This window comes from Streptomyces sp. NPDC058955 (assembly GCF_042741435.1).
Taxonomy (GTDB): Bacteria; Actinomycetota; Actinomycetes; order Streptomycetales; family Streptomycetaceae; genus Streptomyces.
Genome location: NZ_JBHYKM010000002.1, coordinates 43,983 through 62,198 on the forward strand (window position 1 = coordinate 43,983; position 18,216 = coordinate 62,198).

The 18,216-nt window shown below is 69.2% G+C and carries 18 protein-coding genes; 4 read left to right on the plus strand and 14 right to left on the minus strand.

All coding sequences use genetic code 11. The features are described from left to right. Nucleotides 1–321: 321 nt before the first annotated feature. From ACFW1I_RS01195 to ACFW1I_RS01230, 8 genes are all read right to left on the minus strand, one after another. Nucleotides 322–801 carry an NUDIX domain-containing protein gene (locus ACFW1I_RS01195; RefSeq protein ID WP_356060673.1) on the minus strand — a complete coding sequence of 160 codons (480 nt, stop codon included), beginning with the start codon at nucleotides 799–801 and terminating at the stop codon, nucleotides 322–324. Between the two features lie 43 nt (nucleotides 802–844). After that, nucleotides 845–2,443: a hypothetical protein gene (locus ACFW1I_RS01200; protein ID WP_384664923.1), complete on the minus strand. Its 1,599-nt coding sequence runs from the start codon at nucleotides 2,441–2,443 to the stop codon at nucleotides 845–847. After that, nucleotides 2,440–3,456 (minus strand): glycosyltransferase family 4 protein, encoded by a 1,017-nt coding sequence (locus ACFW1I_RS01205; RefSeq protein ID WP_384664925.1) that lies wholly within the window; start codon nucleotides 3,454–3,456, stop codon nucleotides 2,440–2,442. Before ACFW1I_RS01205 ends, ACFW1I_RS01200 begins: the two co-directional genes overlap by 4 nt. Before the next feature lie 6 nt (nucleotides 3,457–3,462). Beyond that, on the minus strand, nucleotides 3,463–4,014 hold the full coding sequence (locus ACFW1I_RS01210; RefSeq protein WP_384664927.1) for a hypothetical protein: 552 nt from the start codon (nucleotides 4,012–4,014) through the stop codon (nucleotides 3,463–3,465). Continuing rightward, on the minus strand, nucleotides 4,011–5,096 hold the full coding sequence (locus ACFW1I_RS01215) for a hypothetical protein (RefSeq protein WP_384664928.1): 1,086 nt from the start codon (nucleotides 5,094–5,096) through the stop codon (nucleotides 4,011–4,013). Before ACFW1I_RS01215 ends, ACFW1I_RS01210 begins: the two co-directional genes overlap by 4 nt. Further along, nucleotides 5,093–6,517 (minus strand): protoporphyrinogen/coproporphyrinogen oxidase, encoded by a 1,425-nt coding sequence (locus ACFW1I_RS01220; protein ID WP_384664929.1) that lies wholly within the window; start codon nucleotides 6,515–6,517, stop codon nucleotides 5,093–5,095. Before ACFW1I_RS01220 ends, ACFW1I_RS01215 begins: the two co-directional genes overlap by 4 nt. 202 nt (nucleotides 6,518–6,719) lie before the next feature. Then, nucleotides 6,720–6,974: a hypothetical protein gene (locus ACFW1I_RS01225; protein ID WP_384664931.1), complete on the minus strand. Its 255-nt coding sequence runs from the start codon at nucleotides 6,972–6,974 to the stop codon at nucleotides 6,720–6,722. Nucleotides 6,975–7,038: 64 nt separating this feature from the next. Then, complete coding sequence (locus tag ACFW1I_RS01230) at nucleotides 7,039–8,223, minus strand: helix-turn-helix domain-containing protein (protein ID WP_384664933.1); 1,185 nt, start codon at nucleotides 8,221–8,223, stop codon at nucleotides 7,039–7,041. 120 nt (nucleotides 8,224–8,343) lie between these two features. Between ACFW1I_RS01230 and ACFW1I_RS01235 the strand changes: the two genes are divergently transcribed. Next, nucleotides 8,344–8,898, plus strand: coding sequence for a flavoprotein (locus ACFW1I_RS01235; RefSeq protein WP_384664934.1), 555 nt, complete (start codon nucleotides 8,344–8,346; stop codon nucleotides 8,896–8,898). A 146-nt stretch (nucleotides 8,899–9,044) separates the two neighbouring features. On the opposite strand, the gene ACFW1I_RS01240 is transcribed toward ACFW1I_RS01235, so the two are convergent. The 5 genes from ACFW1I_RS01240 to ACFW1I_RS01260 all read right to left on the minus strand — a co-directional run bounded on the left by ACFW1I_RS01240 (nucleotide 9,045) and on the right by ACFW1I_RS01260 (nucleotide 13,204). Further along, nucleotides 9,045–9,557: a hypothetical protein gene (locus ACFW1I_RS01240; RefSeq protein WP_111334156.1), complete on the minus strand. Its 513-nt coding sequence runs from the start codon at nucleotides 9,555–9,557 to the stop codon at nucleotides 9,045–9,047. Between the two features lie 289 nt (nucleotides 9,558–9,846). Further along, on the minus strand, nucleotides 9,847–11,733 hold the full coding sequence (locus ACFW1I_RS01245) for a glycoside hydrolase family 15 protein (protein ID WP_384664935.1): 1,887 nt from the start codon (nucleotides 11,731–11,733) through the stop codon (nucleotides 9,847–9,849). Next, a complete protein-coding gene (locus tag ACFW1I_RS01250; protein ID WP_111334158.1) occupies nucleotides 11,730–11,927 on the minus strand; it encodes a DUF5999 family protein in 198 nt (65 codons plus the stop codon). The genes ACFW1I_RS01245 and ACFW1I_RS01250 overlap by 4 nt, the downstream gene beginning before the upstream one ends. A 171-nt stretch (nucleotides 11,928–12,098) precedes the next feature. Next, nucleotides 12,099–12,662, minus strand: a complete 564-nt coding sequence (locus ACFW1I_RS01255) for an AAA family ATPase (RefSeq protein ID WP_158558520.1) — start codon at nucleotides 12,660–12,662, stop codon at nucleotides 12,099–12,101. After that, nucleotides 12,659–13,204 carry an ATP-binding protein gene (locus ACFW1I_RS01260; protein WP_111334162.1) on the minus strand — a complete coding sequence of 182 codons (546 nt, stop codon included), beginning with the start codon at nucleotides 13,202–13,204 and terminating at the stop codon, nucleotides 12,659–12,661. The genes ACFW1I_RS01255 and ACFW1I_RS01260 overlap by 4 nt, the downstream gene beginning before the upstream one ends. A gap of 460 nt (nucleotides 13,205–13,664) precedes the next feature. On the opposite strand from ACFW1I_RS01260, the gene ACFW1I_RS01265 reads away from it, so the two are divergent. Genes ACFW1I_RS01265 through ACFW1I_RS01275 form a run of 3 tightly spaced genes read left to right on the plus strand, consistent with a single transcriptional unit; the run spans nucleotide 13,665 to nucleotide 16,063 of the window. Next, the gene (locus tag ACFW1I_RS01265; protein WP_229915614.1) at nucleotides 13,665–14,927 is read left to right on the plus strand and encodes an XRE family transcriptional regulator; all 1,263 of its coding nucleotides are present in this window, start codon (nucleotides 13,665–13,667) and stop codon (nucleotides 14,925–14,927) included. Between the two features lie 33 nt (nucleotides 14,928–14,960). After that, complete coding sequence (locus ACFW1I_RS01270; RefSeq protein ID WP_111335808.1) at nucleotides 14,961–15,863, plus strand: phosphotransferase; 903 nt, start codon at nucleotides 14,961–14,963, stop codon at nucleotides 15,861–15,863. Next, nucleotides 15,848–16,063: a DUF6879 family protein gene (locus tag ACFW1I_RS01275; RefSeq protein ID WP_384665162.1), complete on the plus strand. Its 216-nt coding sequence runs from the start codon at nucleotides 15,848–15,850 to the stop codon at nucleotides 16,061–16,063. Before ACFW1I_RS01270 ends, ACFW1I_RS01275 begins: the two co-directional genes overlap by 16 nt. Nucleotides 16,064–16,130: 67 nt before the next feature. Here the strand turns inward: ACFW1I_RS01275 and ACFW1I_RS01280 are convergent, their stop codons facing one another. Next, nucleotides 16,131–17,465, minus strand: coding sequence for a hypothetical protein (locus tag ACFW1I_RS01280; RefSeq protein WP_032755242.1), 1,335 nt, complete (start codon nucleotides 17,463–17,465; stop codon nucleotides 16,131–16,133). Nucleotides 17,466–18,216: the final 751 nt, after the last annotated feature.

Here is an 18,216-nt window from a genome sequence, read left to right on the forward strand (position 1 = left end):
GGTGGCGCGGGCGCCGGGGCCGGGGGCGCGTTGCGGGCGGGGGGGCGGGGGGGGGGGGCGGGGCGGGGGGGGGGGGGGGGGGCGGGCCCCCCCCCCCCCCCCGGACTGCCCCCGGGACCGGACCCGAGGAGCTCGGGAGCCGGGGCATCGTGCATGGCGAGGAGGGTCAGAGCGGCAGCCTCGTTGGCGGCGCGGTTCGGGTCGCCGTAGTGCTTGAGTACATACGGCACTGGGCCGTCGACGTACCAGACGCGGTTGGCCTGTCCGGTCGTGATCTCTCGGGCACCGTCAGGGACCCTGCCGTCTATCGCCACCACGGGTTCAGGCGACGTCGCCGAGATAGCCGGATGGGGGCTGGCCCGTGGCGAGGGCGGCGATCGGCTGCCGGAGGGCATGGGGCAGCAGGTTCAGACCGGGAACCTTCTCCAGTTCCACCCATTCCAGACCGGTCTGCACGTCATCTTCGGCGTGTCCGCCGAGGCGGCCGGGGTCGCCTTCGGGGGTGCAGTGGAAGATCGCTTCGATGCGGTGGGTGCCGGCCTCGGTGTCGGCATGGTCATGGTTAGCGCCGATGTACTCGCGCAGCCACAGAAGCTTGTCCACGGTGACGGTCAGGCCGGTTTCCTCGTGGACCTCGCGGCGGGCGGTCTGGTTGAGGGGTTCGCCGGGGTTCTGGCCGCCGCCGGGCAGGAAGTAGCAGTCCTGGCCCTCCCAGTTGGCTCGTTGAAGCAGGACCTGACCATCGTGGACGACGACGGCTTTGGCGGAGGTACGGATGGTGGGCGTGACAGGCTCGGCCACGAGTGGGCTCCAACTCTGCTTCGGTGGTGGGTAGGAAGGGTTGTCAGCGTTCAGTCTTGCCGAATCCGTGGTGGCGTCCGGCCGCCTTCGCGAAGATCAGCTGCCAGGGTCCGGCCAGTCGTACGAATGGCTGGAACGGGCTGGCTGCCACCAGCGATACAAGGTGTGCCGGGGACGTACGGGGCAGGGGAGTGAGACCGGGCGGTGGGATGACGGCCGCGTGCAGGGCCGGGGCGAGGGCCAGTAGCCGGGCGGTGGCCACGGGGCCGTGCAGCAGAACGCCGGCAGCCGCGACGGTCGTCCAGACGGGCCCGGCCCACCAGGAGGACAGGACGGCCGCCGCAATGAGCGGGGCGCCGAGCAGCCAGGCGGCCTCGTCCGCCCACTCCCGGGCCACCAGGACCACCCTGGCTGGGCGGGAGAGGGCGGAGGGAAGGTGCGCGACGGCGGCAGCGTGGCGGTCCGGGCGGGCGGAGGCGGTGAAGGCCAGCGCGTGGAGGTTGGCCAGTCCGGAGGGTTCGGTGTAGGGCTCGTCGAGGACGGCGACGGTGGAGGCGGTGAGGTGGGCGCCGAGCAGGGACAGCCGGTGCCCGGTGCCGAGGTCTTCCATCGGTTCGGGGAAGCCGCCGAGCGCTTGGACAGCAGGGAGATGGACGGCCATGCCGCAGCCCACGCCGTACACCATGGGCCGCAGCCACATCCGGACCGCCTCCGGCAGACGGGAGGCGGCCAGGAAGCGGTGGAGGCGGACGCGGGCGAGTTCGATGCCGAGGGAGCGCCGTAGCTGGTAGGCCCATTCCCCCTCCAGTAGCAGACCGACCGGGCCGGCCGGGAAGGGGCGGCGGGCCAGCAGTGGCAGCCGCTGCTGCTGGATGAGGGCCGGGGTGTGCCGGGTGCGGGTCCGGTGTGCGGTGGCCTCGGTGGCGAACGCCTGAAGGGTGCGGCGGTCGGGGGCCGCGTCGGCGTCGTAGACCACTGCGTACGTGTCGTCAGCGTGCTCGTCCTCCCTCCACCCGAGCGGGCCGAGAACCCGCTGCAGGCGGTCGAGGGCGAAGTTGAGCTGTCCGGCCTTGCGTCCGCCGACATCGGGCTGGTGGAGGTGCACCAGCGGCAGCCCTCTGTCCGGCAGGCGGGCGGCGAGGGCCGTCACGATGTCGGCGGTGGTCGGCTCGGTGTCGAACAGTTCGGTCAGCACCTGTAGCCGGTCGGCTGGTCGCTCGGCGTTGACCGTCTCGGCAACATTGCGGCAGCGGTCGACCGGGAATAGGCCCCGCAATTGCCCTTCCTCCAGAGGGGCGTGAGCTGCCAGGGCCGCCAGCCGGTCGCGATGTCCGGCGCGTGCGGAGACTTCACGTTCGGTGGTGACGACCACGACGGCGGCGCGGTCGCGCGGGTAGTCCAGTGCCCTGAACGCGGTCACCGTCTCCTCCGCGATGGTCTGCTCGCGCAGCATCGGCAGGAGCACCACCAGCCACGGCACCGTGTCCTTCCCCGCCTGCGTCCCAGTGGGTGTGCTGCCGGCGGAGGCGAGGAGCCACCTCGCGCATACCTCGACCGCGATCAAGGCCCACAGCGCGCGGGCCAGCAGCAGTGTCAGCAGGACGGGCACGGTGGCCTGCAGCCACATCTCGGCCGCGGTCACCGTGCTTCCTCCATCAGTTGGTAGACGCTGCGCATTTGGTCGGCGACGAGGGGCCAGGCGAACTGTTCCGCCCGTTCACGGGCGGAGGCCCGCCTGGCGGCGTGCGCGGCGGTGCCAGTCTCTGTGAGGACTTTCTCCACCGCCTCCGTCGCCGCGACGGCGTCGCCGGGCGGGGGGAGCTGGGCTGCCTCTCCCGTGTAGTGGCGGATGCCGCCGACGTCGGTGGCGACGACCGGCGTGCCGCAGGCCATCGCCTCCAGGAGCGCGTTGTTGGCGGTCGCGTCGAGTAGCGGCAGCAGCATCACGGCTGCCTGCCGGTACAGCGTGACCAGGGTCTGCTCGGCGACGCCTTCGAGGACGCGAGCGGCCGGGTGCCAGGCCCGGGTACGGGCCTGGCGGGTGACGACAACCAGCTCGACGCCGTCGCCGTAGCGGCGGTGCAGCCGCTCGTGGACCGCGTCCAGGACGGTCCAGTCCCGCAGCCACCAGCCGACGGTCAGCACCAGCGGCCGGTCGGACGGTGGCGGTGCGGGCGCCGGAGTGAAGGCGGTGGTGTCGATCCCGTGAGGTACCAGGTGCACGCGGTCGGCGGGCACCAGGTCGGCGAAGAACGCCTGCTGGTGCGGGTCGAGGACGACGATGCGTTCGGCGGTCGGCGCGAGCTTTCGCCACGTGCAGGCCGGCAGGTGCTGCTGAAGGTGTGCGGGCGGCTGGTGATAGGTGACGGCGGTCGGGCCGAGGCGGCGGCGGGAGAACCAGTATTGCTCGTCCCCGTACAGCACGTGGGCGGCCGAGCGAGAGGCCAGCAGGTGCAGGTCGGTGGCGCAGTGCTCGGCCGGGTAGAAGGGCAGCGGGCAGCTTCGGGCGAGCAGGCGGTGTGCCTGACCGGCCGCGCTGGTGGCGAGCGGTCCGGAGGGTGGGGTGATGCGGCGGACTTCGGGGAGGTGGTCGAGAAGGCGGTCGTAGCCGCCGTGGGCGGTGTGCCAGGGGACGCGGACGACGGAGGCGATCACGGCGGCTCACGCCTCCTTCGGGGCGAGAAGACCGAGGGACCGCAGTCGGCCGGTGATGGCGTGGGGACGGTTGAGGTGGACGACGGGCTGGCCGTCGGCCTGGTCCGGGTGGAGACGTTCGGCCCAGCGGCGGCGGTGCCGGCGGTGGTGGGCTGGGCCCCACCACAGGATCGAGTCGCGGGCGAGCAGGTGGCTGAAGGTTTCCCGGTTCCCGGCGAACAGCTCCTGCCGGGTGCCGGCCCGCCGGAGCGAGCGGTGGATCAGCCGGGGCAGGCAGACCCTCAGCGGCAGGTCGAGCCAGATGACGAGTTCGGCGCGAGCCAGCAGCGTCTCGCCGACTTCACCGCCGTAGTTCCCGTCGGCGATCCAGATGTCCGAGGCCAGGGCGTCTCGGACGCGGGCGTGGAAGAGCTCCGGGCCCACAGGGGTCCACCTCGGTCCCCAGAACAGCTCGTCCAGGTCGAGGTGGGGCAGGCCGGCGTGGGCCGCGATGGCGGCGGCGAGAGTGGACTTCCCGGAGGCCACCGGGCCGACCAGCGCGATGCGCTTGGGTATCACGAAAGCCTCCTCGCGACGGCATCAGCGAGCCGTTCCAGCAGGTGAGGAGTGTGCACTCCGGCGGTCACTTGCATCACCGGCACCCGGGCAACCAGGTCGTCCATGACGTCGGCGGCCTGCCGGGCCAGTTCGCCCTCGGGACGGGTGCGGTCGGCGAACCACGGGTGCAGCCAGTCCTCGTCGTGCGGGGTACAGCACACGGCGGCGAGCGCGGCGCGAGCCGCCGCCGCGCCAGGGAAAGCGACGCTGATGTCCCGGTCGTCGTCATAGAGCCGCGGGAGCACGACGAGCCGCAGCGGGGCGCTTTCCCTCACACGGACGGCGAAGGCGCCAGCGAAGTCGTGCGGGGTGCACGAAACTTTGCGGGACGTGCCGAAGTCGGTCGGCAGCACGCTGTGCGGCGGCAGGCTGCTGTTCGGGGCCAGCGCCGACAGGGTGCCGCCGGCGATGCGGACCGAGATCGGTACCCCGACCAATTTCGCGGCCAACTCGGTGACCAGTACGCGGTCAGACCCGACGAGGTCGGCGCGACGGTGAGCGGCCAGGGCTGTGAGCAGGGTGGTCTTGCCGGCCCCGGATGGGCCGGCGATCAGTACCCCGTGGTCGTCGACCGTGGCGGCTGCGGCGTGGAAGGCGGTCCAGCCGCGGTGTTCGGCGCAGCGCAGGACGACCTCGCGGATCACCCGCAGGGCGTACCGCTCTCCGCGGTCGGTCCCTGGGTGCAGCACGATGTGCAGACGGCCCGTCGTGTCGCGGGCGTACAGGTGGTCTGCCGGCAGGTGCGAGGCGGGGTCGGGCCTCCACCAGCGGACCTGCCCGAGCCGTGAGTCGAGGTACGGCTCGCCGCGGAACGGCAACACCTCCAGCGACTGTGCATCGGCCAGACGGGCCCCGTGGCCGCGAAAGAGGTCTTCGCTGTGGTGGATGCGTATCTGCGTGAGCTGCCCGCACAGCGGTGCCGTCGATTTCTCGGGGGAGAAGTTCTGCAGGTGGATGCTCTGGTCAGCGTGGAAGGTCTCGTCGGTGCGGACGTCGAAGCGGTGCCCGGCGAAGGCGACCGTCCCGTTGCTGCGGCCGCTCACCTCTGTCCCCCTGTTGCCGCCATGGCGTCGGGTGCCTGAATGAGGAGTTCTTCAGTGGTGCCATGCACCAGGCGTCGGGCGATGTCGATGCCCATCTTCACCGCGTGGTCCATGTTGCCGATCTCGTAGCGCCATGTCCCGAACCGGCCTCGTGGGTAGATCCCTTGGGACTCCATCCACGGCACCACTGTGGCCAGGGCCTCATCACGGTCGAGGGTGGGTATCGGGTAGGCGTAGTCGATCAGTTCCAGGTGGGTACTGGCCAGCGGCGCGTCCTCGGGCACGAGGCCGTGGCGCCGCAGGGCCTGGTCGCAGTCGCGTATGAGTTGGCGGTGGTCCAGCGGGGTCCCCGGCAGCATGGAGGTCTCGGTCATCCACGCGCTGAATGTCGTTGTGTCGGCGCCGGGGACGTTGGCAGGGGCGTACTTGCTGAAGTTCGTGGCCCGGTAGAACGGCACCTCAGGCTGGGGGAAGTACAGCCAGGACCGTTCGTCGGTGGTCGGGGCTTCGTAGCCGAGGCCGACCATGGCCACCGTGGTGTGCTGCAGCCGTCCGGCTGCCGCTCGCACCGCCTCCGGGGCGCAGGCCGTGATGGCGGAGAGCTGGTCAAGGGGACCGGTGGCCACCAGGTGGTCGAAGCCGATGAGGTCGCCGTCGGAGAGCGTGACAGTGCGGGCGGCCGGGTCGACGGCGACTGCGCGGACTGACGTTCGCAGGCCCGCGTCGAGCCGTGCGGCCAGGCGGCGCCAGATCTCTCCGGTGCCGCCGCGGGCGGGGAAGGCGAAGGTGGCGTTGGGTCCCCACCGGCGGGCCGGCGGGGCGGTCCCCGAGAAGGCAGCCAGGATTTCACCGGGATCGACCGGGGCGACGCGTTCGGCGACCCAGGACGAGGCCATCTGCTCAGGATGCGTCGCCCAGACCTTGGAGTTGTACGGGCCGAAGAACCGCTCCACCAGGCCCGATCCGTACATCGCCTGCAGCCACGTGGCGAAGTCCATACCCGCGGCCATCCCCTCCTCGCGCCGCTGGCAGGCGCGAAGAAGATCCTGCACACACGCCTCGGCATCCTCGGCCGGGAGACGGTGAAGGTACTGCTGGAAGGGGTAGGGCACCCACCGGTCGCGGAAGCGGACGTAGGACGACCGGTCATGATGCAGCAGCTCGTCGGGGGCGAACAACTCGGCAAGCAGCCGGTCGAACTCGCCGAAGTGGGAGAAGACCACGTGCCCGCCCAGGTCCCAAGTGAAGCCGGCCGAATCGACCACGGACGAGGCAAGTCCGCCGGGCAGAGGGGCAGCCTCCAACAGCGTCCAGGAACGGTGACCCAGCCGCTTCAACTCGTCCGCGCAGGCCAGGCCACAAGGGCCGGCGCCGAGAATGACAATCCTCTCGGAGGGTAAGGCGTGCGGTGAATCGGGCATGAAGCCTCCTTTGATCGGCAGGCGGTAAAGCTATGGCCCGCGTCCGGCGGGCGGCGGTGAGAGAACGGGGGGTGGGGTGACCCGACTGCCGATGCACGGGAAGCGGCGAGGCCACCCTGCTCAGCATCGTCTTCGACCACGAGGGGTTGGTGCGTGAGCGCGGGCCGCCGACAGGGGCCAGCTGGCGCAAGCTGGAGGAGCCTCAGGTCGCCGGCCCCTCGGTGTCCGGGTCCACGTGTGCGTTGTGGATGTGGAAGTAGGCCACCTCCACCTGCTCCTCGAAGCCCATGCCGTCCGCGAGCGCCTGGAACATCGTCCCGCTGACGGACCGGCAGTAGTCGCAGGTCTCCACGTTGGCAGGGCCCTCGCGGTGCGCCATGGCTGCACGGGCCTGCTCCACTGCTTCAGGGGACAGCCCGTCCAGCAATTCCTCGGTCAGGTCCGTGTCATCGCTCACGCCGCCATCGTGGCCACTGAGGACCCTGGAAACTCTTTCACTTGAGCGAGAGTCCCAGCTGCCCCTACATGCCGATCCAGCCCGCCATGTTCCGCAGCGGCTCCGGTGTCCGGCGGGAGAGGTGAACGAGTCCGCGGATGGTCTCCCTGGCACCAGGGTGATAGCGGGTCTGCTCCGGCGCCGCCCGCCGCGCCGCCCAGAGCGACCTCAACGACGGTTCTGCTTTTCCCAGTTCCATCTCAATGCGGGCCCGGTCGATGAAGAAGTGCGCGCGGCGGGACGTCGCGAGCGAGGCTGGCAGCTTGATCGTCTTGGCCTGCCGCAGCGCCTCGTCGTACTGCCGCATCTCCATCGCCACGGTCATCTCGTGCAAGGCCACGTTCACCGGGCCGAAATTGAGCCAGTGCACCTTGCTGGCGTCGCCGACCCGCCCCGCGTACTCGCGGGCCCGCGCGATGTGCTCGGCGGCCGCGCTAGCGTCCTCCGCCCGCGCGGCAAGCACGGAGCCGCCGAGGTGAAGCTGGCCGGCGACGGTGAGGGCTTCGCGGGTCGAGTCGCCCGGGCCGAGCAGCCTGTGGCCGGAGCCGACCAGGCGCAGGCCGATGCCGTACTCCCCTTCGCGGAAGTAGACCAGTCCCCGGAAGTACTGCCGCATGGCCGCTAGGCAGGGATCCGAGGCCCGCTCCGCGGCCCAGCCGAGCCGGTCGAGGGCGACGCTGGCAAGATCGAAGTACCCCAGCTTCACCGTGACGTCGTGCGCGGTGCGGTAGGCGGAACCGAGGGCCCGCCACAGCTCCGTCGTCGGCGAGCGCCAGCACAGGGCGGTCAGCTCCGTGATGACGTCCGGAAGGGCTGCCGCCGCCGCGTGCAGGTGGGTGGCACGGACATGGGCACACAATTCCTCGGTGGCGGTGACGAGCTCGCTGGCCGTGCGTGTAGTGACCCGGAGATCGTCGCCGAGGTCGTACAGGTCGAGGGACTCACGGATTGGCCGGATCAGCCCCGCCAGCCGGTCCTCCTGCATCTGGGTCACATACGGCTGGCCCGTCAGCACCGTGACGTCGATCCGCAGCGCTCGCGCGACCGCCGCGATGAAGTCCGCAGACGCCGGCCTTGCCCCGCACTCGACCTGGGTGAGCCAGCTGTACGAGTACGGAATCCGGTTGGACAGCTCCCGCTGCGTCAGTCCCGCCAGCCTCCGCTGCTCCTTGATCCGCGTACCGGTGTGGTCGTCGTCCCGCGTCGGCATGCCGGCCTCCCGTCTCAGACTCGTTTCCTGGAACGCTACGCGCCGCTCCATGCCGCGAGAGGCGGATTCACAAGGGACTCCGCCAAGTTGACGGCGGCCCGGCTGTGATCGGATACCCTCATGACCACTCCGACCCTGTACCTGTTCAGTAGCGCGGCCCCGCCTGTCTTCGACGTCGCGCGCGTCATCGAGGAAGCGCAGGCCGACGGCTGGGACGTATGCCTCGGTCTTACCCCAACGGCCGCCCGCTGGCTTGCCGACTCCCTCGACGGCCTCGTCGCCCTCACCGGCCACCCCGTCCGCTGGGACTACCGCCTCCCCGGACAGCCGGACGTGTGGCCGAAGCCGGATGCCGTTATCGTCGCTCCGGCGACCTTCAATACGATCAACCAGTGGGCGCTCGGGATCACGGACAAATGGCTCGTCGGCGTGGTCGCCGAGGGCATCGGCAAGGGCATCCCCATGGCGATGATGCCGTGCGTGAACCGGGCATATGTTGCGCACCCGCAGTTCGAGCGCTCGATCGATGCCCTCCGGAGCGCTGGGGTCCGGGTGCTCTACGGCGAGGGCGGCTTCATCCCGAATGAGCCAGGCCAGGGCAATCCCGCCACGTACCCGTGGCGGGCGGCCCTGGACGCCGTCGCCAACAACCTCGGCCCGACCTCCATCGCCTAGGCTTCCTTTCAACGCGCCGGAACGCGCTCCACAAAACAAGACGACGGTTGCCGGCGACGATGCCGTACCCGGGACCGCTCGCGAGTTCGCCGAGGATGCCGACAAGGTCGGGGATGACGCCGCGTTCTTCCTCGCCGGCCGTGAGGTCAGTCAGCCGTGCGTGCCGCTGGCAGAACCGCTCGGCCGTCTCGTACGGGATCCAGCGGGTCAGCGACTGACTGGGCACGCCCCAGTAGATGAGCGGCAGCTCCTTCGGGCCGGCCAGGTCTGGCAGCTTCCGCAACTCCATCTCCCTTCGGACGCCCTGGTAGGAGCGCCAGGCTCGGTCGCGGGGAGTCGTGCAGGACACCGTCGACGTCGAAGATCAGCACGGCTTCCTCCGGCTGGACGAGGGGCAAGCCACACCAGACGAGCAGGTGCGGTTCGGGGTGTCGGACCGCGCACCATCCGACCAGCTCCTCGCCCGCCCTGGCGAGCACGAGCGCCGGAGGCGCGCCGGTCAGCGCGTTCGTCAGCCTCGACCGCACCAGCGAGGCACTGACCGGGCGGTCGTCGCTGAACCCCGCGATGCCCCGCTGCCCAACGACCGCGAGCTGCTCACACAGCCCGTCCGACAGGACGCCCGCATGCACGGCGATGTCGATGGAATCGGTGCTCATGCCGCCTCCCCGGGTCCTGCGAGGCCAACCGAGCGGGCCGTGAGGTCGGATGCTGCCGTGGCGTTGGCCGTCTTCGACGGCTGCTCTTCGGCAGAAGCCATGTCCGGTATCGTCACCGCTGCTCCAAAGTCGCGGGAGTCGTTGGACTCGTCAGCGACCATGCAGCCGACCAGCGTCAGACCGATCAGGTTCGCCCCGATCAGGACGAGGCCGGAGGTTCGGCCCTGCGAAGCCCGGTGTCGCCCCCGGGTCTGGCTCAGCCCACCCGCCGGTAACGAAGAAGAAGCACTCACCGCCCGATCACCCCCGCGGCGATCCGGCGCCCCTGAGAGGCGCGGGCGGTTGCGACGGCCCGGATAGCCTGAATGACAGCGATGTGGGAGAACCCCTGCGGGAAGTTGCCCAGCTGGCGCTGGTGGTGGACGTCCCACTCCTCGGCGAGCAGGCCGAGGTCGCTGCGGATCCGGAGCAGGCTCTCCAGGAGGATCTCGGCTTCGTCGACGCGGCCGATGGTGCAGAGCGCCACGATCAACCACCCCGAGCCGATGAGGAAGGTGCCCTCGTCGCCGGCGAGGCCGTCGACGCCCGGCACCTCGCCCCCGGTGCGGTAGCGCAGCAGGAACCCGCCCGTCGTGGACAGCTCCTGCTGGATCGCCTCGACCGTGCCGATGACCCGCTTGTCGTCCGGTGGCAGGAACCCGGTCGTAACGATCTGCAACAGGGAGACGTCCAGCTCCGTCGAGCCGTACGACTGCGTGAAGGTGTTGCGTTCCTCGTCGTATCCTCGCTCGCACACCTGCTGGTGGATCGCGTTGCGCAGCTCACGCCACCTCTGCGGTGGCCCGTCGGCACGGCCATCCTCGATGAGCCTGACCGCACGGTCGACCGCGCACCAGGCCATGACCTTGGAGTGCACGAAGTGCCGGCGCGGACCACGGACCTCCCGGATTCCTTCGTCCGGCTGCTCCCAGAGGATCTCCAGGCACGCGACGAGGTCCGTGATGATCGGGGCTACGACAGGGGCCAGCTCCGGATCGTGCTCCTGGGCCGCGTACAGGGCGCCGACGATCTCGCCGTACACATCGAGCTGCAGCTGCTTCGCGGCTCCGTTCCCGATGCGGACCGGGGCGGAGTTCTCGAAGCCAGGCAGCCAGCCGAGCTCGGCCTCGGTCAGCTCTCGGCTGCCGTCGACCCGGTAGATGGCCTGCAGGTTCTCGGGCCGGCCGCCGATCGCTGTTCGCAGCCAGCCGATCCAGGCCCGGGCCTCCTCCACGTAGCCGCAGCTGAGAAGGGCTTCGACCGTCATGGCGGAGTCACGAGGCCAGCAGTAGCGGTAGTCCCAGTTGCGTTCGCCGCCGATTTTCTCGGGCAGCGAGGTGGTCGGAGCGGCCACGAATCCGCCGGTCGGTCCGTACTGGAGCGCCTTCAACGTGATGAGAGAGCGCTCGACCGCCTCCCAGTGGGGGCCGGAGTACGTGGACTTGGCCGTCCAGCCCGCCCAGAAGTCCGCGGTCTGCTTCAGCAGCCCTTCCGGTGCGGGAAGCGGTGGCGGCTCGTCGCCTCCGGGCTGCCATGCGATCGTGAAGGCCAGTTGCTCATCCTTCACGACGCTGAACTCGGAGATCAGGTCGCCGCCGGACACGCGGGTGCGTGCGTCGGTGCCGAGCCATAGGCGGCCGTCGCCCAGACCGACGTTCGTCCGGCGGCCGGCGATGTCGAGCCGCGGAACAGCCCGGCCGTAACCGGGACGGGCCCTAAGGACGGACCGCATCGGAACCCGGCCGCTGACGCCCTTGACGATCCGGACCAGCTGCGTCACGTCGTCCTTTTCGGTGAAGGGCATGAAGTCGAGAAGCTGGACGGTGCCGGAGGGAGTGATCCAGGTGGATTCCAGGATCAGCGTGCCGTCGAGATAGCGCCGTCCGTCGGCGGCGGGCGCGGTGCCGTGCGGCCCGGCGGGCCCGATGCGCCACATGCCGTGGTTCTCGCTGCCCAGCAGCGCGGTGAACGCGGCTGCGGAGTCGAAGCGCGGCAGACACATCCAGTCGATGCTGCCGTCGCGGTCGACCAGCGCGCCGGTGCGTCCGTTGCCGACGAGGCCGTGGTCCTCGATCCGGCCCGCCCGCCGCGGACGGTGGGGGATCTCCGCGGGGGGACGCGGGGAAGGGAGCTTCACGCTGCCACCGCCGTCGGCAGGGCACGGTGAGGGGCGACGATCTGGCCGTCGGGGAGCAGCTCACCGGTGTCGTCGAAGAGCAGGACGCCGTTGCACAGAAGGCTCCACCCCTGCTCGGGGTGATGGGCCGAGAGACGGGCCGCCTCACGGTCTGCGGAGTCGGCGCTCGGGCACGGGGGTTGGTGCTGACACATGGTGGGAGTCCTTGTGGGTACGGCAGGAGACGGGAGCGGTGGACGAGCAAGCCAGCGGCTTCCGGTGGTCAGTTCCCGGGGGACCCGAGCGGAGATTGTGGAGCGCTCGGAGGCCGGGAGGAGCCAGGGAGCCAGACGGACGTTCGCTCTACTCCGTGCGTCGTGCGGCTATCAGTGGCAGGAATGAGCCGTGGGAGGCTCGCTGGCATAGGGATGCGGCGCGTGCGGAAATCGCTCAGTTCTAGGGGAGCTGGCGAGTGCGTGCAGAATCTCCGCGATGCACTCGGCCGTGGGCTGTTGGGTGTCCACGACGATCTTCGGAGCCAGAATCGAGCCCGCGCTCCCCGCGTCTCCCGGGGGCCCTTCAGCGTCCTTGTGGGCCTTTTGAGCGGGGTCCTCCGACACAGGGGCTGTGCGGACGCATTCGATGACGTGAAGGCGGTGGCCTATACCGCCGGCCAGATGCCGGAGCGCTCGCACATCGCGGGCCCGTGTGAGGGGATGAGCATCGAGGACTACTGGGGAAGTGGGGCGCTGGTGGAGATTCCACACCGCGGCCTGCAACAGCCACTCGTAGAGGCGGGCCGCTTGCTCGTGCGAGGTGGTGCGGGACGTAGGGAACATCACGGTTCGCAGTTGGGCGAGGTCGAGCAGGACCCCGCCGATGACGATCGCGAGATGTCTGGCCAACTCCGACTTGCCCGTACGCGGCCGACCGCCGATGGCGACGATCACCGCGCCTCCACAGCCGTGCATCCGCTCGAGGCGACCTCGCGCTTACGAGCGGGTACTTCCGCCTCGCCCGGCCAGCGGAAGAAGGCCCACACTCCCTTGCCGACAACCTCTCCGTCACGTGTCGCGGGAGCCGCCGTCCAGTGGTCGGCAATCGCGGAGACGAGCCGGAGACCGCGTCCACCGTCCGCGGTGTCGGGCCGGAACACCGGCGCGGGAACATTCGGCGAGTTGTCAGTCACCAGGATGCCGAGTGCCGCGCCGGGTTTGACGGAGAGCGACAGCCCGAGCGTCTCGGTCTCGCCCGCTGGCCGAGTTCGACCATGAAGCACGGAGTTCGTCACCAGCTCGCTGGCCACGAGAAGGACGCGGTCCGTCAGCTCGTCTTTGCGGCTGAATCCCCAGCCCAAGAGCTCTTCCTGGAGGAACTGCCGCGACTGGGGCACGGCCTGTCCCGAGTTCGCGAGATGGATCGTAGCCAGTTCCGCCTCGACATCGTGCGCCAGGACAGCGAGGAACTGTCCGGTCTTCCGAGTCGACGTCATTGAGCGCACCCCCAATCCTGGATGGCGGGTGCCGCCGGCCGATGTCCGGAGCGCGGCGGCACCCGCAGGCTCACGAGCCAAGACCGTCAGGTGTCGTGGCCGGCGAGCCGCTTGTGGTCTCGGGAAGCCCGAGGAGGGCAAGAGTTGCCCCCGTGCACCAGGAGCGGCAACCGTGACGGTTCACGTAAACGTGACCGGCTTGCGTGACGCTTCACGTATTTCCAGGGCCGTACTTGACGGAGCCGCGTTTTCTTGAAACAGAGCGGACAGCATGTCAGTACGCTGGTCGGCGAGTTCGAAGGGAATCAACTCCATGCGACGTGGCCCTGGACCCCATCGTCCGTCCTGCGCAAAGCGGTTACGCGAGAGCGGTGCCGAACGCGGACAGTCAACCGACGAGATCGCCCGCACGATTCAGACGCACTGCTCCGTCTCCCCCTTGCGCGCACAGCGTCTGGCCATGGGCCTCACCCTGACCGAGGCAGCGGACCAGATCCGCGAGCTCGTCTCTGACCTGGACAGGGCCCCCCGGGTCACCGTGGAACAGCTGCGGCTCTGGGAAACGGGAGGGCATCAACCGCTTCGTTCCACCGTGCTCGTGCTCGCCGCCTTCTATGGCTGCTCGCCCGGGGGGCTGGGCCTGGAAGACACCGAGGCCGTCGCTGGCATCGTCCTCCGGGCAGAGTCCCGGCATGGGCACCGCGCCGAGATCACCCCCATGTCCGCCATCGGCGAGCGGATCCCGACGGCTGCCGAGCACCTCTCGCACAGGGTCGACGCCGCGCGGCGTGCGGTGGACCGTACCCTGGCCTCCGCGACGGTCAACTCCAACCAGCTGGACCACATCGACGAGATGGTCCTTTGGGCCAGCCAGGAGTACATCTCCACCCCGCCGGCCCTGATGCTCACCCGCCTTCTGGACCTCCTTGCCGAGGTCGAGGAGCTGGCCGCATGCCGACAGCCAGCCGCCGTCCAAGTTCGGCTCTCGGAGCTGACTGCGATGCTCTCCACGCTGACTGCCGACGCACTCATGAAACTTGGAGACCTCACGCGGTCGCGATCTTGGTACGCCACAGCGCGTACCGCTGCGGACGACAGCGGAAACTCGGAGCTTCGAGCTCGCGTCAGGGCTCAGGCCGCGATGCTGCCCTTCTACTACGGTCCGATCACCCAGGCGGTGAATCTGTGCCGGGAGGCCAGGGTGATCAGCAGCAGAGCACGAACCAGCGCCACGCACGCCTTCTCGGCAGCAGCAGAGGCGCGGGCCCTGGCCAAGCTTGGCGCCGAGGCCGAGGCCGAGGCCGCACTGCGCTACGCGACGAAGGTGTTTGAACAGTTCGGCGGAGACTCGGCGGACGATGCCTTCGCCTTTCCGGAGCGCCGCTACCTGCTCTACAAGAGTGGGACGCTGACCGCTCTCGGGCACACGCGCGAGGCCCGCCAAGTCCAGGATCAGGCGCTCGTCCTCTACCAGGACAAGACAGGGATCGATCCTGCCCTCCTCCGGCTTGAAGCAGCCATCTGCTACGCGCGGGACCGAAGCCCTGACGAGGCGTGCCAGCTGGCCGGCGCCACCTTCCTGCGGATGGACCCCGCCCACCGCACACCGATCGTGGAGGAAAGAGCCCGCGAGGTTGTACAGGTCCTTCCGTCGGTTATACGGACAGGCCGGGCGGCGCGCGAGCTTCTTGAGATCATCGAGCTTCCGCCAGGCCGGATGTGACAGGACGGGCCCGTGTCGGTAAGCCTGTGCGACATGACAATCACGCCGGCCCCGGGTGGGTTCGACGAGTTCGAGATGTACCAGGTACTAGAGCGGGCCTGCGCGAAGGCCGGCCTCGACAGCCGTGATGCGCGTCTGCTGCGCGGTCACACCAACGCGGTTCTCCTCCTGGAGAAGGAGCAGGTGGTGGCCAAGATCGCTCGGAAGGGAACGGACGTCGAGAGCGTTGCGCGCACAGTTACCTTCGTACGCTGGCTCATCGAAGCAGGCTTTCCTACCGCCCCGCTGCACCCCTGCGATCAGCCGCTGATCGTCGATGGGCACTCTGTCACCTTCTGGACCTACCTGCCACAACCCGAGCACCCGGTGGCGGCCGGGCAGCTGGCCGGTCCCCTCAAGGCGCTCCACTCGCTGCCTCCGCCCCCGATCGCCCTTGCTGAGCACGACAACATCCGTGCGATCCGCCGCTCACTGACCGCGATCACATGTCTCCCTGCCGCAGCCATCCGATACATGGAGGAGGAGGCAGACCGACTCGAGGGGGCATTGTGGGGAGTCGACTTCGCGCTTCCCCCCGGACTGATACAGGGCGACCCACAGCACCGAAACGCGTTGCACACCACCGACGGATCTGCGGTGCTGTGCGACTGGGACACGGTCGCCCATGGTCAGCCGGAATGGGACCTCGTCACGGTCGAAGTCCACTGTCGGCGGTTCGGCTACGGCCAAGCTCACTACCAAGCCTTCGCGAGCACCTACGGGTGGGACGTAACGAAATACGCCGGCTACTCGGTTTTGCGTGATATTCGGGAGCTGCGCATGATCACCACTAACGCACGAAAAGTTCGACATGCTCCTGAGTCTTTGAGCGAGATCCGGCGGCGATTCGACGGGCTCAGGAGGAGGGACACGCAGCTCCCCTGGAACATCCTCTAGCGTTCGGCCTAGAGCCCTGCTGCCCCGGCAACGACCTCTGGCTGATCGACGGCCGTCTCATGCTGTCCCACTGGTTCACCGGTGTTGGCGAGTGGGCGGGACACGAGTTCAACGAGGACTCGGCCACGGTCAAGATGGTGATCGCCGCGTTCGAGGCCGTCTGGGAACGGGCCATCCCGCACGAGGAGTTTACGACCTAGCCTTACCGTCCCACCCTCACCGGACTCAAGCACGGCGCCTCCAAGCCGCCTTACCGCCTCGGCAAGCTCACGGTGTCCACAGAGGAGAGACCCGCTGCGGCGTCGAAGAGTCGGCCAGCAGCGATGCGACACCGTGGGGAACACCGAGCTTCCCCAGAGCCCAGTCGAGCGCATTAGCTTCGGCGTCGCACATTCGGGCGATCAGACTGGTCTGTTCAGGCAGAAGGATTCGTCGGGGGATCATGATCGTTTCCCGGACCCGGTCGAGGGGCAGTCCTCGCCGGAAGCCCTGTGCGGCGGGGCGGAGCGCGTCCTCGTTCGGCGGAAGCGGCAGGCGTCGGCGGGCCGCGTTCGAGACGACGATCCCGGCGACGTGAACGTACTCCGCCAGGAGCGGCCCCAACAGGTCCGCGAGCGCATCGGTCTTGGCGGCGAGCGACATCTCGGCGAAGGGAGTCGGGAAGTGGAAGAGACCGCTGTGGTCCTCCACCCAGATCCAGGCTGTGCCTGCCCCCGCCGTTTTGGCGCACTTGCCGTGCACCTTGCTTAGGAGCCGCCTGCCCTGGTCGCTCTCCACGGTGTCCCCGGTCAGGGTGGTGCCCTGGGGAGCCGTGCCAGGGTGGACGGTCAGCCGCCTCCCGGCGCTGCTGAGGACATCGACCGCGGCCTCCAAGGCCGCGCACTGTTGGGCGGCCTCCTCGGTCCGCTTCTTCCAGGTCTCGAAGTCGCCGCCGCTGAGGAGTTCGGGGAGGTCACCTTCCCAGTAGATGTCACGGCCCCTGTCCAGGGCGAAGAGATGAGCCCGGACGTTCTCGCGGAACCTCTCGTAGTCCTGGAACTTCTGATCTTCGGCGAAGGTGACGACCTCGATGAAGACGGGGCCGATACGAACATCGCCGGGGCCGCCACTGGCTTTTGCCGGCTCCAGCTCGACCCTGAGTCCGTGGGCCGCCCCCATGAGCGCGAGCCGGGCCTGTGTCTGGGAATGCAGGAACCGGGACAGGGTGACGTCGCAGCGTGCATCCCGCTTGACCGAGGCAATGCCCGGCACCGCGGCTTCCTCCAGATAGGCGTATGCGGCCCACCACCGCACTGCTTCCACCCATGCTCCCGGGGCGGCTCCGTCCATGAACTGGAGCACCGGGGCGTGTCGGCCCAGACCGACGAAGGTGTCGCTGGCCCGACCCGGGGCGGGGGAGGGGACCACGGCCTTGGGCAGCCAGCGGCTGTTGAAGAACGCGGTGAGTCCGGCCACGGCGCGTGCGGTCACCTGATGACCTGCGGGGGAGAGGTAGCCGGCACCCTCCGGGCAACCGAACCACGCCTCCCAGTCGATCGCCCGGCGGCCCTGGTCGATCGCCCGCCATATCTCTTCGTCACGAGGGTGCATGCCCGTGATCATGACGCATCCGCAGACGAGGATGCGGGGATTTTCCCGAACATTCGGCGCTTCCTCCCGGCTGGCCCTGGACCAGTGCCTCATCCGGTCCGCATCACAGCAATAGCGGACAGCGACTGCGGATCGCGACCGGCGCCCCCCGCATGCTCATTTGGAGGGACTTCCTATCGCGCCCAAAGTGGCCGACTTCCCGGCGGGGTGGTAGCGGGCATTCGCTTACGGCAGACGAGGATTGACGGCAAGAGACTGGAACCTAGGCCGGGAGCATGTCAACGTACAACATCCCGAAAATGCCAAGGCGGACGAGGAGGTGATCGACAGGAATGGAGGGAGAGATTGCAATCCCAGACTTGTGGGATTGGCGGCCTGGAGTGGTTTCTGCGTAGGAGGTCCGTGCGTCTGGTATCGCGACCGCGCAGTTCTCGTGCATATTGCAGCGCACCCGGGCCGCGAGGAGGTACGTGGCCCGGGCCGTGAATGTTCCCGAGCGCCGCGTAGCGCGAAATCTGGATCGCCTAGTAGCTGACGGTTCGCTGGTGCTCGTTGCAGACGGTGCCTCACCGGCCCTGAGCTCGTACCGGTTGGCTTACTGACGGAAACCCATCCGAGGTACTGCGACCTCATCGGCGGGGCGCGCGCAACATAGCCGAGGGGGGGGCGGGAGACACAACCCCCACACTCGAGAAACACACACGCGGGGAGACCCCCCGGGGGGGTGGGGGGGTGTGGGGGGGTGGTGGGGGGGGCCGGGCGA